At 62.1% G+C, this 17,098-nt stretch carries 9 protein-coding genes; all 9 read left to right on the top strand.

The features are described from left to right. Window positions 1-139 precede the first annotated feature (139 nt). The gene (locus HK22_RS01190) at window positions 140-1,459 is read left to right on the top strand and encodes an efflux RND transporter periplasmic adaptor subunit (RefSeq protein ID WP_231865377.1); all 1,320 of its coding nucleotides are present in this window, start codon (window positions 140-142) and stop codon (window positions 1,457-1,459) included. 26 nt (window positions 1,460-1,485) lie between these two features. Further along, the gene (locus HK22_RS01185; protein WP_062108639.1) at window positions 1,486-2,169 is read left to right on the top strand and encodes an ABC transporter ATP-binding protein; all 684 of its coding nucleotides are present in this window, start codon (window positions 1,486-1,488) and stop codon (window positions 2,167-2,169) included. A gap of 27 nt (window positions 2,170-2,196) precedes the next feature. Continuing rightward, window positions 2,197-4,641, top strand: coding sequence for an ABC transporter permease (locus tag HK22_RS01180; RefSeq protein ID WP_158093525.1), 2,445 nt, complete (start codon window positions 2,197-2,199; stop codon window positions 4,639-4,641). A 5-nt stretch (window positions 4,642-4,646) separates the two neighbouring features. After that, window positions 4,647-7,076: an ABC transporter permease gene (locus tag HK22_RS01175; protein WP_086648043.1), complete on the top strand. Its 2,430-nt coding sequence runs from the start codon at window positions 4,647-4,649 to the stop codon at window positions 7,074-7,076. Between the two features lie 5 nt (window positions 7,077-7,081). Beyond that, window positions 7,082-9,538 (top strand): ABC transporter permease, encoded by a 2,457-nt coding sequence (locus tag HK22_RS01170; RefSeq protein WP_086648042.1) that lies wholly within the window; start codon window positions 7,082-7,084, stop codon window positions 9,536-9,538. 5 nt (window positions 9,539-9,543) lie between these two features. Then, entirely contained in the window at window positions 9,544-11,979 is a 2,436-nt protein-coding gene (locus tag HK22_RS01165; protein ID WP_086648041.1) for an ABC transporter permease, read from the top strand. A gap of 52 nt (window positions 11,980-12,031) precedes the next feature. Continuing rightward, window positions 12,032-13,444: a TolC family outer membrane protein gene (locus HK22_RS01160; protein ID WP_143412358.1), complete on the top strand. Its 1,413-nt coding sequence runs from the start codon at window positions 12,032-12,034 to the stop codon at window positions 13,442-13,444. An 11-nt stretch (window positions 13,445-13,455) separates the two neighbouring features. Then, a complete protein-coding gene (locus HK22_RS01155; RefSeq protein WP_086648040.1) occupies window positions 13,456-15,885 on the top strand; it encodes an ABC transporter permease in 2,430 nt (809 codons plus the stop codon). A 226-nt stretch (window positions 15,886-16,111) separates the two neighbouring features. Continuing rightward, entirely contained in the window at window positions 16,112-17,095 is a 984-nt protein-coding gene (locus tag HK22_RS01150; RefSeq protein WP_086648039.1) for a DUF1852 domain-containing protein, read from the top strand. Window positions 17,096-17,098: the final 3 nt, after the last annotated feature.

Genomic DNA, 17,098 nt, shown 5'->3' with positions numbered 1-17,098 from the left:
CTCAGGGGTGTCCGGTTCCGGACACCCTGTTCGAAACCGGACATACCCGTAAAATCAGAATCAATTTTATCGTTATTTATCAATAAGTTAAATTCCATTTCCACCATGATACACTGTTTGCCAACAGGAGAAACAGTGCATGGATCAACCCGTTTCCAAAGCCCCGCCGAACGCCGCACTCCGCCCTGCATCCGGTGCCGTCATGGACCGGGCAGTCGCCCCATCACGGAGCAGGATCCTGTCCCGGCGGGCTCTGCGTTATGGTGCTCCCGTCGCGGTTGCGGGCCTGATCTGGGCCGGGTGGCGCCTCGTCCCGGCATCGGGAACGCTTTCGGTCTCCCAGGACCAGTTAACAGTTGCGACCGTCCGGTCCGCGCCATTTCTCGACTACCTTCCCGTCCGCGCCACCGTGGCCCCGCTCAACGTGACCTTCATTGATGCCATTCAGGGCGGCGAAGTGTCCGAAGTCGTGGCAAAGGACGGCGCGCTCGTGAAAAAGGGAGACGTTCTGGCGCATCTGACCAACCCCCAGCTCCAGCTCGACGTCACCTCCCGCGAAGCCCAGATCGCAAGCCAGCTCGGAGCAGTCAGCGCCCAGCGCCTCGCCCTGCAACAGACCCGCACGACCGAAGAAACACAGCGCGCAGAGGCCCGCTACAATCTGCTTAAGGCCCAGCGCGAACTCTCCATCCGCCAGCAGTTGCACGATCAGGGTTTTGAATCCGACGCCAACGTCCAGTCCTACCGCGACGAGGCAGACTATTACGCCCAGCGCCTGAAACGCCTCGAGAGCGCCCTGACGCAGGACCTGAAAGTCGCGGACCGGCAGGGTGGCGAAATCGACGAGGAAGCCCAGCGCCTGCGCTCCAATCTGGACGTGGTGGAAGCCAGTCTCGGAGCGCTCGACCTCCGTGCCCCGCTGGCTGGACGCCTGACCAATTTCGATCTCCAGCCGGGACAGTCTCTCAAGGCCGGAGACAAGATCGGACAGATCGACAGCGAAGGCCAGTACAGGCTCGATGCGGATATTGATGAATTCTATCTGGGCCGCGTCGCCGTCGGCGAGCGTGCCGAAGCCGATCTGGGCGACACGAAACTGCCCATGACCGTCTCACGGGTTCACCCACAGGTTACGAACGGTCAGTTCCGCGCGGAACTGACTTTCGACAGACCGCCACCAGCCGGATTGCGGCGCGGAGAGAGCGTCGATCTGCGCATCACGCTCGGAGAAACCCATCGTGCGCTCGTCCTGCCCAACGGCGCATGGCTGGAGGCCAGCGGCGGCTCCTCCGCCTTCGTCATGGCCTCGGGCGATCATGGCGCAGACCGCGTGTCAATCACGTCGGGTCGCCGCAATCCCGAACAGGTCGAGATCACGGGCGGCGTGCATGACGGCGACCGGGTGATCGTCTCTTCCTACAATTCCTACAAGAATTTCAGTCACCTCGCGATCCACTGACACAACGCATTGCAGGACCACACACCATGCTGATCGACCTCTCCCACATCCAGCGCCTTTATCGCTCCGACGAGGTGGAAACGACCGCCCTGCACGAGATCGACCTCCAGATCGAGAAAGGCGAGTTCGTCGCGATCATGGGCCCTTCAGGCTGCGGAAAATCCACGCTGCTCAACATCCTCGGCACGATCGACCGGCCAACCGGCGGCTCATACCGCTTCGGCGACCATGAACTGACAGCGATGAACGAAGCCGAACTGGCGAAATTCCGCCGCGAACATCTGGGCTATGTGTTCCAGAGCTTCAACCTGATCGACGAACTGACGATCGAGGAGAACATCGAACTCGCCCTGATCTATCGCAACATGCCCAAAGCCGAGCGGCAAAGCCGTGTGTCCCATGCCATGGACCATGTCGGTATTGCCCATCGTGCGCGACATTACCCGTCCCAGCTCTCCGGCGGCCAGCAGCAGCGTGCGGCCATCGCCCGCGCCATCGTGGGCGAACCCAGCCTGATCCTGGCCGACGAACCGACGGGCAACCTCGACACCGAAAACGGCGCACAGGTGATGGACATCCTCCAGCGCCTGAACGACGAGGGCGCCACCATCATCATGGTCACACATTCCCCAAGCCACGCTGACCTCGCCCGCCGCCGCATCGACATGCTGGACGGACAGGTCGTGGTGTCAGTCCGCAACGCGATCTGAAGCGACAGCAAGGGAGGAATGAGGGCCATGAGGACGATGATGTCGGATTTCTGGCGGCTGGCCGTGCGTTACAGGCTCTACACCGCCCTGAACGTGATCGGGCTCGGGCTGGGCGTGGCCACGTTTCTCACACTGGCGCTGGTGGCGCGCTACGAACTGGGCTGGGACGGCTTTTACCGGCAGTCGGCGTCGATCTATGAACTTCAGGCTGATTTCGTGATCGGCAACGGCACATTTCATATGGCCGAGATCCATGACCCCGTGCTTCCGGCAGTCGAGAGCCGTATGCCCGGTCTGCAAGGTACGCGCCTTGAACAGATATCCGCAGATCTCGTGGTACCTTCGGAAACCAGCAGAACGGTGCATTACGACCAGACGATCAGCTTCGTCGATCCGAATTTCTTCGACCTTTTCGATCTGAAATTCACTGCCGGTTCACCAGCCGTTCTCGCATCCCCCGAAAACATCATCCTGTCGACGACCATGGCGCGCCAGCTCTTTGGTGAAAAGTCTGCGCTCGGCCAGACACTGGAGGTCACGCGTCACGGGAAGACGTCCGTCTATCGTGTCGCAGGAGTGCTCCGCGACCATCCGGCCAACACCACGATTACAACCGATCTGATTGCCGCGATCCCGAAGACTGCTGCGGATCGCCCGTGTGACGGCTGGAACACGATGTGCGCGCAAACCTACGCGGTGCTGCCAACAGCCGCATTGCGCCAGTCCTTTCTTCACAGCGCCCATGACGTCCTGATGGCCTCCCCGATGTCTCGTGCCATCGAGCAGAAAGATCCGGGGGGTGAAAAAATGACCCTCAAGATTGTTCCTCTCCCGCTCGTTCATTTCGGCTCCGATGGCGTGGCGAATGACGGAGCATCGCGCAGCGTGCTCTTTGCACTCGCCGCAATCGGCACCCTGTCCCTGCTCGCGGGGGCGGTGAATTACGTCAATCTCGCCACCGCGCAATCTCTGGGACGGGCGCGGGAAGTAGCCATCCGCAAGGTTCTCGGCGCCTCCCACACTCGTCTGATGATCCGCTTTCTTGGAGAAACCCTGGTGCTGACGACACTGGCGGCCATGCTGGGACTGGTACTGACGGAAATCGCCGTGCCGACGGTCGCCAGCCTCTCGGGCTGGGCCGTGGCGCTGGATTACGGCTGGACACTCCCCCTCCTCTGCGGCGTCATCGTCGTCCTCACGCTCGGCGCCGGCTTTTATCCCGCCTTCATGCTGTCCTCCTTCTCACCCGCACCGGTCCTCGCCTCCGCCCACCTTCCGACACAGGGACGCTTCGGCGCACGGATCCGGCTCTTTCTGGTGGGACTCCAGTTCGCATTCGCCGTGACACTCGGGATCTGCACCCTCGTCGTCAACGCGCAGGCGCTGCATCTGCGTCATCTGGACCGGGGCATGACCATCCCCGGCCTCGCCATTATCGCCACGGAAAACCTCAATGCGCTGGACAGGCAGCAGAACGCCATCGTGAATGCCCTGCGCGCCATGTCCGAAGTCACCGACCTGTCCGTCTCGGCGGGAGGGACACTCGGGCGCTACGACGTCGGGAGCGTCCACCGCACACCCGGCCAGAAAGCCTTCATGGCGCAGACCGTCGCCCATGACGAAGCGTTCTTCAGGACGTTCCGGCTGCACCTGCTCGCAGGACGCCTGACAACATCCGAGCGCGCGACAGATGTCACACACACGAAAAACGGTGATCCGTCCGTGCTGGCGCAGAACTTCGTCCTCAGCCGCGAAGCGACACGCAAGCTGGGTTTTTCCTCGCCGCAGGCTGCTCTGGGACAGACCTTCATGTTTGGTGACAGCCATATCGCCGAGAAACGCACGATTGTCGGTGTCGTCGAGGACGTCATTCTCAATTCCGGGCAGGACACCTTGCCTCCGCCGATCTACGAACTTGAAACAACACAGATCGAGCAAGGGATCATTGCGTTCCGGACCGCACCGGGTGCGATGCCCCGTGTTCTGAGCACACTGCACAAGGCATGGCCGACACTGGCGCCCGGCGTTCCGTTCGAGCTCCAGACCATGACCGAAATCATCGCGGAATCAACCCGGGGCGATATCGCACGCGGCCATCTGTTCAGCATCGGCGCCTCCGTCGCCATCGCCATCGCCTGTCTCGGCCTGTACGGACTGGCGGCTTTCAATGCCGAACGCCGGATGCATGAAGTCGGCATCCGCAAGACACTGGGCGCCACGACCGCACAGATCATGCGCCTACTGCTGCTCCAGTTCCTGCGCCCCGTCCTTTACGCCAGCCTGATTGCCTGGCCGCTGGCCTGGGTGTTCATGCGCAACTGGCTCACGGGCTTCGACAACCGCATTGCGCTCACGCCCCTGTATTTCGTGCTCACCACACTACTCGCCGCAGCGCTGTGCGCGCTGACAATCTTCGGCCGCACCTTCGGCCTCGCCCGGGCCGAACCCGCCCGTGCCCTTCGTGCGGAGTAACGATCATGCTCTTCCGGAAAATTTCCCCTGTTTTCACGGCCTTCTTTCGCCAGATGCGTCATCATCGGCTCTACACGGCCATCAACGTCGCAGGGCTGGCACTGGGTCTCGCAACCTGCCTCACTTTCGGGCTGATCGTTCGTTACGAATTCACGTTCGACCGATGGCTTACGGGCGCAGGCGACATCTACAGGCTGGATGCGGTCAATGCCTCGGACGGCAAACCGGCGGAAATCGCGGATGCCCCGTTCCGGGTTTACGACGCGCTCCGGACGGCCTTCCCGGAAATCACACATGCCACGCGCATCCGCCCGGAGGGTATTTCCATCATCACGCCGGACGATATCCACTCGTCCAATGCGCTCTATGTCGATCCCGATTTCTTCGCGACCCTGCCCTACCCCCTCATCCGCGGCGATGCGGCCACCGCGCTGTCGGCACCAAACAGCATCGTTCTTTCAGAGGAACGCGCACAGGCCTATTTCCATACTGTCGACGTAGTCGGACGCAGGCTGAGTGTCGATCACGACGGCCGTAAGGCGGACCTCACCGTAACCGGTGTTCTCGGCCCGGTGCCGGGCAATACGACGCTCAGACCCGACATGCTGATCCCGATCGACAGTGCGATGCTGGCCTCCCCGGCTTTCATGGAATGGGGGATCGAGGGCGGATATCTCTTCTTTCGTCTCCGCAGCCCCTCCGACGCCAGACACATGCAGAATGCGATGGTGCAGTTTTCCAACGACAATGTCCCCACACGGGTCCGGGAGAAAGGGGAATTACGGGACTGGCGGGTCCGCGAACTGCCTTCCGTACATTTCCTTGACGGGACGCTCGGCGCGTCGGACGCCAGCCGGAGTGGGGTCATCATGCTGGGCCTCATTGGCGTTCTGGCGCTCCTTTCCGCCCTCATCAACACGATCAACCTCTCCACCGCCCGTGGTCTGCTCCGCGCACGCGAAGTGGCGATGCGCAAGACGCTGGGCGCCACCCGGAGCGATCTGATCGTCCAGTTCATGGGCGAAGCGATGCTGCTTGTCCTGTGCGCAGCAATCCCGGCCCTGGCCCTGATTGAAATCGCCATCCCGACGGTCAACGCGCTGGGAGGCTGGGAGGTCGTGATTCCTTACAGCCTTCTGCTGCCGGCACTTCTGGGACTGACGGTCGTCGTAGGCCTGATGGCGGGCGCCTATCCGGCGCTCTGGCTTTCATCCTACCAGCCCGCAAAAGTCCTCGCGGCCTCGCGTATGGCAACAATGGGCCGCCTTGGCGCCATCGTCCGTCTCGGGCTGGTGGTCATGCAGTTCGGCTTTGCAATCGGATTGAGCGCCTCAAGCATGGTGATCCTGCGCCAGTCCAATTTTGTGCGGGACATGGATCGCGGTTTCGAAAGCAGCGGGCTGGCATTCATTCCATTCATCGACAATGTCGGCCCAGCGGCCACACAACTGGCACTCATGGACGCTTTCCGCAGCATTCCCGGTGTGACGACGGTGTCCAGTCTTTATACCATGCCAGGCGGTTTCGGGTTCTCCGCTGCGGATTATTTCTTCCCCGTCAACGCTCCTGACCGTCGCCCCCATCTCGAATGGCAGGATGTCGGCCGCGACTATTTCCGGCTGTTCAGACTTCACCTGATCGCGGGACGTCTGTTCGACGACGCACATGGCGAAGATGACCAGCAGAAAGGGGACGGCACGCACTCAGTCATCATTGATGTCAGTTCCGCACGCGCACTGGGCTACGCGACGCCGGAAGCCGCACTGGGCCAGACGATCCGCAAGGATACCGGCCAGACCTCATGGCAGGTGATTGGCGTGGTGAACAACGTGCGCCTCGGCTCCGCCCGCTGGGAAAACGTCCCCTCGATTTACTTCTACTCCTCAAAACCCAAACACTTCGCAAGCGCGGGCATCCGCTTTGAAAACCGTTCGAAACAGGATGTTAAAACCGCTCTTCAGGCGATCTGGCGGCAAAGAGCACCCGGTCTCGCATTCCGGGCCCTGCTGGCCACCGATCTGCTGTCCAATGACTATCGTGACGACGAACAGCGCGGCGAGCTTCTGGCTATCGGCGCGGGCGTTGCCATCTTCATCGCGGTGATGGGCATGTACGCTCTTGCCTCCTTCACCGTCGCCCGCCGGATGCTCGAAGTCGGAATCCGCAAGACATTGGGCGCAACAACCGGCCGCGTTCTGGCTCTGCTGATGGGCCAGTTCCTCAGGCCGGTGGTGGGTGCGGGGCTGGTCGGTTGTGCCCTGGCATGGATGGCGATGCGGAACTGGCTGTCCGGCTTCGACGCGCGCATCACCCTCTCCCCCCTTTATTTCGCCTCGGTTTTCGTGGCGGCACTGCTTGTCGCCGCCCTGACCGTCCTGTTCCAGACCTTGCGTGTCGCCCGGGCCGAGCCTGCCCGTGCCCTGCGCGCGGAGTGACCGTCATGCCTCTCGCCATCCTGCGCAGCATCCTCCGTCAGGCCCGTCGTCAGCCGCTGTATCTGGCGCTCAACGTCATCGGGCTAGGACTCGGCATGGCGGTCTGCCTCGTGCTGACCCTCCAGGTCCGCTACGAATACAGCTTCAACGCGACCATCCCCGACGCGGCGCATGTCCTTCGGCTGGACTCCCATCTCATGTTCCCGGGAAGCGCACCGCAGGAATATGGCGATGTCCCCTTCATCGCCTTTCCGTTCCTGCACACCGATTTCCCGCAGATCGTCGATGCGACGCGCTACGAGGCGGATGATTACCAGCTCCATAACGGCGACCGAAGCGTCGCGGCCGGGACGTCCCTGGTGGACACGTCCTTTTTCGATGTCATCGCCCTCCCGCTTGAGCACGGCGACCCGCGTTCGGCCCTGAGCAGACCTGACGCCATCGTTCTATCCGCCGCCACGGCACAGGCCCTGTTCGGCACAACGGACGTGATCGGGCGCACGATCACAGCCGATCATGAAGGACATCACACCCGCCAGACGGTTACAGGCGTGCTGGCACGTGCCGCGGGTCCGGTCACGATCGCCCCGGATGCCATCACGCCCTTCCCGTCCGATGAAATGCAGAAACCACAGTTCACACGCTGGGGCTCAAGCTCGGGCAATATCTTCCTGCACGTGCGGAACGAAGCCGACCGTACCGCCATCGCACGGAACCTGACCCGCTTCGTGATCGACCATGCCTCTGGCACGGCGAATGACGACGTCAGCGAAGGCGTCCACCCCGAACGTCGTTTTGCCCTGTCCCTCGTCAGCCTGCGCGAGACGCATTTCAATGACCTGCATGTTGTCGCGGGCGATGACGCGACCGATCGCTCGGTGGTGAATATTCTCGCACTGATCGGCGCGCTCGCGCTGCTCCTAGCGGTGCTTAACGCCATCAATCTCGCCACGGCCCGCTCTGGCCTTCGGGCGCGGGAAGTCGCCATCCGCAAGACGCTCGGCGCCACGCGAAAGACGCTGTTTGTCCAGTTCGTCGGCGAAGCGATCGCCAGTACCGCCATTGGCGGAGCACTCGCGCTTGCGCTGTGCGAGATCGCCCTGCCCTTCACGGCCGCCCTGACGGGTACGACCCTGCATATGGATTACGGCTTCACGCTTCCCTTCCTCCTCGCGGTCGTGCTGCTCACCGGTCTCGCCTGCGGAATTTACCCCGCACTCATCCTGTCCTCCCATCAGCCCGCGCATGTTCTGGCGGCCACGCGCATGCCGTCTGGCGGACGCGGGGCAACGCGCCTGCGGAACGGTCTCGTCATCGTGCAGTTCGCCTTCGCAGTGGCTTTCGCCATCTGCACGCTGGTGGTGAACCGGCAGGCCCATTTCATGCAGTCACAGGACCTCGGCTTTGCCCGTGACGGCATTCTCATCAGCTCCGACATCATGACGAGCGACATCGGAAAGCAGCGGGCAATTCTCGAAGCCCTGCGCCATACGCCAGGCGTCGTCTCCGCATCGCTGTCAGAGCTGACCCCGAACATCGACAACCGCCACCGCTTCAACGTGACGCCTGTCGGCCCCCATCACGAAGACATTCATGTCCTCGGCGATACGGTCGTCGGAGACTACGCCACGACCTATCGCCCCCGCATGCTTGCAGGCCGGTGGTTCGACAACAGCCATGGCGAAGACGACAGCCCCGGCGACGAAGCGTTCCACAAGTCGTCCGGAAAAACATGGAACGTCGTCCTCAACCGCACGGCCGTCTCCCGGCTGGGCTTTGCCTCACCGGAAAGCGCCATAGGCACGCCCCTCAAAAGCGGTCCCGTCACGCTGCGGGTCATCGGCGTCATGGAAGACATGCGCTTCGTCTCCGCCCGCGATGACGTCTCGCCACAGATCACGTTCAATTCAACCGCCGCCCTCGATTACCCCCATGCGTCGGTCCGCTTCTCGGGCGTGCCCGAAAACATCATGAAAACGCATCTCAAATCGGCCTGGGACCCGGTTTTCCCTGATGATCCGACCGGCTTCGGCACGGTGCAGGACCGCATGTCCACGTTTTACATTACGGAGCAGCGCCGGGGATGGATGTTCTCCATCGCCTCGGGCATCGCAATCTTCATCGCCTGTCTGGGTCTGTACGGTCTGGCGTCCTTCACGGCCCTGCGGCGGACCCATGAGGTCGGAATCCGCAAAGCGCTCGGGGCCACGACCAACAACGTGCTGACCCTCATGCTCGGTGATTTCCTGCGCCCTGTCCTGCTGGCCTGCGCGATGGCAGCCCTTCCGGCCCTGTTCGTGGCGCGCTCCTGGCTGTCCGGTTTCCATCAGCGCATCGCGCTGTCCTGGCTCGATTTCACAGGCGTCGTCCTTGTGACGCTCCTCATCGCCGCCCTCACCGTCCTCGGACAGACCCTGCGCCTCGCCCGTGCCGAACCGGCCCGCGCGCTCAGAGCGGAGTAAACGCCATGCTTTCCCATATCGCCCTCGTATTCTGGCGCGGCATCCTCCAGCGCCGCCTGTTCACAACGCTGAACGTGCTGGGCATGGCGCTCGGCATGGCGACGTTCCTGACGCTTGCGCTGATCGTACGTTACGAATTCACCTTCGACCGCTGGATCCCCGATGCGGAGCACATCTACCGGCTGGATGCCTTCTCCGACAAAGAAGTCCCGGTCTCCAGCATCCGGCTGATCGACGCACTCCGCGCGGAGCATCCGGACTGGAACGCAACCGCGATCCTGCGTGGCTTCTCCGGAGCGACCGTCCGCATCAATGACAACGCCTGGGACGTTTTCATCGCCCGGACGGATGCTCACCTGTTCGATGTATTCACGCTCCCGCTGGCGGAGGGCGATCCGCGCACGGCCCTTGTTCCTGAAGGCGTGGTGCTGACACGAACGCAGGCGCGGCGTTTCTTCGGCCGGGATCACGATGTTCTGGGGAAGACGCTGGACATCACACAGAAGGGCCGGACCGAACGGCTTCATGTCACCGGCGTCCTGAAGGAGCTGCCACTGAACACCACGCCACAGTTCGATCTTCTCGTCCCGACCTCCGCATCCGAAATGCAGGCCGGGTCCTCGTGGGAAATGAGCGCAGCCGAGACCTGGGTGCGGGTTGCGCCAGCCGTTGCGTCCCAGCTGCCCGATCTTCTCAGTGGTATCGTACAGCGTCATGCCGCCGGACTGTTGTCCGACGACGCCAAGGCGTTCAAAATTCGCGCACGCCCCCTCACGACGCTCCATTTCTTCGACGCGACCCTGGGCTGGGGCGGAACAGACAAACGCCTGCCGATCATTCTCGGTGTCGTCGGGCTGCTCGCACTCGGGGCGGGACTGGTCAATTTCGTCACACTCTCCACAGCCCTTGCCGCAACCCGCGCGCGGGAAGTCGCAATGCGCAAGGTGCTGGGCGCCACGGTCCTGACACTGGGACTGTCTTTCACGGCGGAGGCCATCGGTCTGGCCCTGATCGCGGCCGTCATCGCGCTCGTCCTGACCGAACTGACCCTCCCCTGGATCAGCACGCTGAGCGGCTGGCCGGTCGGCCTCGATTTCGGTTTCGCGCTGCCCCTGCTGCTGGCTTCCGCAATCATCGGTGGGGCCTGCGCGGGCGCCTATCCGTCCTGGATGCTCTCACGCTTCCGCCCGGCGGCCGTGCTCGCCTCGGCCCGGATGCCGGGAAGCGGGCGTCTTGGCAGCCGTCTGCGTGAGGGGCTGACCGTCGTGCAGTTCGCCTTCGCCGTGACGCTGACGATCTGCACACTGGTCATCTCGCGCCAGACGCATCTGCTCCAGACGATGGATCGCGGCTTTCACCAGTCCGGCCTCCTGATGAGCTATCTGCCGAACGAACAGGCCGAGCGCCTGCGCCAGCAACGCCTGAGCGATCTCGTCCGCGGCCTTCCCGGCGTCACCGGCGTCACAATTTCGGACGACGCACCCGGCGGCGGCACCGCAGGCATGACATTCGATACGACCCGTCCGGGACGTTCAGCCCCGCCTCCCCTACTGGCCGTAATCGCAATGCAGCCCTCCACGCTGCCTGTCTGGGGCGCACATCTCCTCGCCGGTCGTCTGTTCGACACGAGCCACGACTATGACAGCCGCGCAATGCCGGTCGCACCGTTCGACAGCTTTCTGGCCGGGCAGACCTGGACATTCGGCGCCCACAACGTCGTCCTCAACGAGTCCGCCATCCGTGCGCTCGGCTTTGCAGACGCTGCCAGCGCCATCGGAACGCCGATCACGCTGCACAACAAGGACGTCCAAACGATCATCGGCGTGGTCGCTGACATGCGGTTCAAAAACAGCCGCGCCAGTGTCACGCCCGCACTGTATTACGCCGTGTCCGGCCCGATCGGTTACGGCGTGCTCTCCGTCCGCTTTGACGACGCCCCCGAAAACGCTGTCCGGACTGCGATCGCCACGGTGTGGAAGCAGGTCTATCCCGAAAGCGCACTGAACCTGCGCAGTGTCGGCGACATCATCGACGACGACACACGGCCCGAACAGCAGCGCGGAACGCTAATGATCGTCGCGTCCTTCGTGACGCTGTCGATTTCCTGCATCGGTCTGTACGGCATTGCCGTGTTCAACGTGCGACGCCGCCTGTTCGAGATCGGCGTCCGCAAGGTGCTCGGCGCAACGGCACAACAGGTCACACGGCTTCTGGTGCTGCAATTCCTGCGCCCCGTCCTGATCGCAAACCTCATCGCCTGGCCGGTCGCCTGGTGGGTGATGCGGGGCTGGCTGTCCGGGTTCGACCGGCGCATCAGCCTCTCCCCGCTCTATTTCGCCCTGACCGCGCTGATCGTGCTGACGCTCGCCACACTCACCACCCTGCTCCAGATCCGCCGCGGTGCCCGAAGCGCGCCCGCCATCGCTCTCAGCTCCCAGTAACACGCCCAATAAGCCCCCCATACACTCCGCTTCTTCCGGACCCGATACGCCCATGACCCACCGTAAAGCCCTCCTTCTCGCCCTGCTGGCCTCGGTCCCCGCTCTTCTGCCCGCTCCCGCAGAGGCCCTGACGCTTCAGGAGGCGCTAGCCCTCGCCTATCGCAGCAATCCGACATTGCGGGGGGAACAGGCCAACCAGCGCGCCGTCACCGAAAACTCCGCGCAGGCCCGGTCCGGCTGGCGACCGACCGTTCAGGTCAACATGGACGCCTCCTACCAGCAGGGGCCTTACACCAGCGCCTTCGCGCTGGGGTCCTATACGTCCAACTCCGCCGAAGGGTATGTTTCCGCGAAACAGACGCTCTATTCTTTCGGTCACGTCGCCAATCAGGTCCGCGCGGCGGATGCGCGTTCGCGTGCGGAGCAGCACCAGTTGAGGCTGGTTGAAGCACAGGTCTTCACCGGCGTCGTGACGGCCTACATGAACGTCCTGCGCGACCGGAATATTCTCGATGTGCGCCAGGCCGATCTGGACATGCTGACACATCAGGTACAGCTCACAACATCCCGCTACAATCTTGGCGGCCAGCCTTCCGAGCAGGTCACACGCACGGATGTCGAACAGGCGGAAACCCGACGTCGTTCGGCGGAAGTCGCCGTCACGCAGGCTCAGGCCACGCTCGCAGCCTCGGTCGCGCAGTTCCGCGCGCTCATCGGAACGGAACCGGACACACTGACGATGCCGGACGGCCTGCCCGGCCTGCCCGAGACACTGGATCAGGCGCTGAGAACCGCACTGGCGCTCAATCCGCAGCTGATCCAGATGCAGGAAACCAGAAAAGCCACCGCCGCCGATATCGACACGGCGCGCTCGCAATGGGGCCCTCAGATTCAGGTGCAGGGAACGTTCGGCACGATCGGCCCGGCCTCCCCCTTCCACGGCGACCAGTATGGCGAACAGGTCACGGGCCTCGTCCAGCTCGTTCAGCCGATTTACAATGGCGACCTGTACAACTCCCAGATCCGTCAGGCCCGCAACAGGGACGAACAGGCCCGCGAAAGCGTCGAACTCGCCCGGCGCACCGCGTTGCAGGATGTGGCGACCAACTGGCACGCGGTCGAAAACGGATTGCAGGCCATCCGCGCCGGAACGGCGGAAGTCCGCTCCGGCGAGACCTCCCTCAAGGGCTATCAGATCGAATATGGCTACGGCCTGCGCAGCACGACCGACGTGCTCTACGCCGATCAGAACCTGCGCTCGGCACAGGTGGAACTCGCCGGCAGCCGCCACGACACCATCGTCGCCGAAGCCACCCTTCTCGCCTCGATGGGCCGTCTGCAGGCCGACGACCTGTTACCAAACCTTCCGCATTACGACGCCGCAGCGAAGCTCCAGCGCGCCCGCACGCGCGGCTGGGAACCCCTTCAGGCTCCGATCTCCGCCATCGACAAGGCCGGCTGGTAAGGAAAAACCCGATGTTCGCAGAGACCTTCAGAGCAACCTGGCGCACCCTTACCGCCCAGAAACGCTATACGCTTCTCAATCTGGCGGGTCTGGCGCTCGGCATCGCCGTGTTCCTCACGATGGCGCTGATCGTGCGCTACGAAAACAGCTATGACGCCAGCGTTCCCAACGTCTCGCATCTCTATGCCGTGGACGAAGCCTTCCGCCCGGCCGGACACGCACCGGCCGACAGCGATTTCATCAGCTTCGTGCCTTTCCCGTTCCTGAAGCAGGACTTCCCGGAAATCAGCGCCGTCATCCGGATCATGCAGGAAACGCTCGTGGTGCGGGGCGGGGCACTCCTCGCGCAGGAAAAGGTGACGATGACGGACCCGGAGTTCTTTTCCGTCTTCGCACTGCCCCTTCTCGCCGGAGACCGCGCCACCGCACTGGATGGACCCGGTAAAGTCGTCATTTCAGCCGACATGGCACGAAAATATTTCGGGACCGAACAAGCACTGGGAAAGCGGCTGCGGATTGATAACGGCCAGACGGACGCAATCGTAACCGGTATTCTCGCCCCCCAGCCGCCGAACCAGACAATGGATTTCGACTTCATCGAGATCATTCCAACAGGCTGGCTCTCCAAACCTGCCTTCACGAACTGGGGTTCGCTCTGGGGCACGATCTGGGCCCGTATCGACGACCCGCGCGCCATTCCCCGCATCCGGGCCGGACTTGCGCACTATCCTGACACACACCCCGGAAACTGGACGAAGGACATGCTCCAGGACATGTTCGGGACTGGCGGTCTGGACCTGCTACCACTGAAAGATTTCCATTTCCACGCGGCCGACATCGGAGAAGGCGGAAACAGCCGGGCCCTCATCCGCATTCTCGGCCTGATCGGACTGGCCGCGCTGGCCACGGCCATCATCAACTACGTCAATCTGGCCACGGCACGCTCGGCCCTGCGCGCGCGCGAGGTCGCAGTGCGCAAGGTACTGGGCGCAACACGCCCGCGCCTGATCGCACAGTTCATGACCGAAGCCTATCTGATGGTCATGCTCGCCGCCATCCTCGGAACGGCACTAACGGAACTCGCCCTGCACTGGGTCAATCTGTGGGGCGGCTGGACCCTCTCGATGGACTGGGGATTCGTTCTCTCCATCGACGCACTGGTCGTTCTGGGTGCCGGAACACTGGCGGGCTTCTATCCCGCTCTGGTTATTTCCGGCTTTCGTCCCGCTGCCGTCCTCGCCGCCAGCAAAACCCCCGCAGGCGGCCGGATCGAAAGTGGACTGCGTTCCCTTCTGGTCGTGCTCCAGTTCAGCTTCGCCATGACACTCGCGATCTGCAGCCTCGTCATGGGTCTTCAGGCGTGTCATGTCCGGACACTGGATCGTGGCATGACGCAGGACGGGCTGATCGTTATCCCCGCGCTCGACGACGCCTCTCTCCTCAGCCGCCAGCGCGACATCATGACGCGTCTGGCCCAGGTTTCAGGTGTCCGGATCGCGACACGCTCGGACATCTATCCCTATAACGCCGTCAACAACGAAGACTGGCTGCTCGTCGGCCATCCCGGAAAACACTCGATGAACTGGGGACGCGCAACGGAGGGGTATTTCGACGCGATCGGCGCGCATCTTCTCGCGGGGCGGTTTTTCGATCCCCATCATGGACAGGACTATCCCGCCAACCCGTTCACCGCCGGCAACGGCACCAGCGTCATCCTGACGCGCCTCGCCGCCGAACGCTTCGGCTTTACGTCTCCGCAGACTGCCATCGGAAAAGATATTCAGGAATCAGGCGCGCCTCAGACCTATCGTGTCATCGGCGTCATCGACGATATCCGGATCCATTCGGCAAACGCCCCCATGAAACCGCTGCTGTTCACAGGGGCCTCCGGCTCGTTCCCCTATATCGGGGGCCTGATCCGCTATAACGGTGCCTCCGCGCAGATCGAAATGGAGCGTCTTGCAAAAGCCTGGGTCGAAATCGCACCGGACGTCGCTTTCTCTGCCCGGACAGCGTCCGACCTCTTCGCCGAGGACTATCGTGCAGATGAAAGCCACGGCGCACTGTTCGGTATCGGATCGACGGTCGCCATCGCCATTGCCTGCCTCGGACTTTACGGTCTCTCGGCGTTCAATGTCTCAAGACGGCGTCAGGAAATCGGCATCCGCAAGGTCCTCGGTGCGGGAACGCGGGACGTGCTGTGGCTTCTCCTCACACAGTTTCTCCGCCCGGTCGCTTTCGCCAGCCTGATCGCATGGCCCGCCTCCTGGGGCCTCATGCGGATCTGGCTGTCCACATTCGATGACCGGATCAGTCTGACGCCCTTGCCCTTCCTCGCCGTTACGGCCGCCGCCATCTTCATCGCCGTCCTGACGATCATCACCCAGACCCGGCGCATCGCAACCCTGCCCCCCGCCACCGCCCTGCGCCAAAACGGATGACAGGCCGCACAGACAGCTCCCTGACGAAACCTAACCATGAATGAAATTCATAGAACAATGAAATAAAATCATTTTTGCTCACTGACCCTCTCGGGCATAACAGCGTCCAACGCGTCTCAACATAACCGGCCTGAAAACTGCCGATTGGAAGCTGCACACACGTAAAATTCTCTACAGATCCCCGTCATGGTCTGGAGAATTTCTGCCCGAGCAAGGTGAAACAGGAATGTCTGCCGAATTTACGTTCTCTATCAAAAAAACCCGGTTTGACGAAGACTACACGCCTTCGGACGACACACGCCTGACAACCAATTTCGCCAATCTAGCCAGAGGTGAACACCGGCGGGAAAACCTGCAGAGAGTCCTGCAGATGATTGATAACCGCTTCAATTCCCTCGCGCACTGGGACAACCCCAGGGCAGATCGCTATTCTGTCGAGCTCGAAATCATTTCCATCGAAATGAACATCAACGCCGATGCAAAGCATGACGTCTTTCCGCTCATTGAAATTCTCAACACGACCATTGTCGACAAGGTTAAAAACGAGCGGATCCCAGGCCTCTCCGGAAACAGTTTTTCTTCCTATGTTCGCGATTATGATTTCAGCGTCCTGCTTCTGAACCACAATCAGGGTCGGTCAGACTTCCAGGTTCCCGAGCATTACGGCGATCTGCATGGCAATCTGTTCAAGGCGGCGATCCATTCGGCTGACTACAAGGCCCTGTTTGGCAAGACGCCCGTCATCTGCCTGAGCGTTTCCAGCAACAGAACCTATCACCGGACCGAAAACCATCATCCGGTTCTGGGGGCCGAATACGAACAGCGCGAATTTTCCCTGACCGATCAGTATTTCGGGAAAATGGGCATGAAAGTCCGGTATTTCATGCCTGCTTTTGCTACCGCGCCGCTGGCGTTCTATTTCATCGGCGATCTTCTGTCAGACTATTCCGATCTTGAACTGATCAGCACGATCAGCACGATGGAATCCTTCCAGAAAATCTATCGGCCGGAAATCTACAATACGAATTCCCCTGCATCCGACTGCTATCAGCCAACCCTGAAGCATCAGGACTATTCGCTGACCCGCATCGTTTACGATCGTGAGGAGCGCAGCAGACTGGCCGTTGAGCAGGGCGTGTTCACGGAAGAACGCTTCATCAAGCCGTATCAGGACATTCTGGGGCAGTGGTCTGCCAGCTTTCCTGCCTGATCC

Source organism: Gluconobacter sp. DsW_056, from assembly GCF_002153595.1.
GTDB classification, from domain to species: Bacteria; Pseudomonadota; Alphaproteobacteria; order Acetobacterales; family Acetobacteraceae; genus Gluconobacter; species Gluconobacter albidus.
The sequence above is the reverse complement of the archived record's forward strand: the minus strand, read 5'-3'. Positions and strand labels throughout refer to the sequence as shown.

Excerpts from the sequence above, each read along its gene's own strand:
- HK22_RS01165 (WP_086648041.1), top strand. The coding sequence starts at position 9,544 with ATGCTTTCCCATATCGCCCTCGTATTCTGGCGCGGCATCCTCCAGCGC.
- HK22_RS01190 (WP_231865377.1), top strand. The coding sequence starts at position 140 with ATGGATCAACCCGTTTCCAAAGCCCCGCCGAACGCCGCACTCCGCCCT.
- HK22_RS01150 (WP_086648039.1), top strand. The coding sequence starts at position 16,112 with ATGTCTGCCGAATTTACGTTCTCTATCAAAAAAACCCGGTTTGACGAA.
- HK22_RS01160 (WP_143412358.1), top strand. The coding sequence starts at position 12,032 with ATGACCCACCGTAAAGCCCTCCTTCTCGCCCTGCTGGCCTCGGTCCCC.
- HK22_RS01180 (WP_158093525.1), top strand. The coding sequence starts at position 2,197 with ATGAGGACGATGATGTCGGATTTCTGGCGGCTGGCCGTGCGTTACAGG.
- HK22_RS01175 (WP_086648043.1), top strand. The coding sequence starts at position 4,647 with ATGCTCTTCCGGAAAATTTCCCCTGTTTTCACGGCCTTCTTTCGCCAG.
- HK22_RS01185 (WP_062108639.1), top strand. The coding sequence starts at position 1,486 with ATGCTGATCGACCTCTCCCACATCCAGCGCCTTTATCGCTCCGACGAG.
- HK22_RS01170 (WP_086648042.1), top strand. The coding sequence starts at position 7,082 with ATGCCTCTCGCCATCCTGCGCAGCATCCTCCGTCAGGCCCGTCGTCAG.
- HK22_RS01155 (WP_086648040.1), top strand. The coding sequence starts at position 13,456 with ATGTTCGCAGAGACCTTCAGAGCAACCTGGCGCACCCTTACCGCCCAG.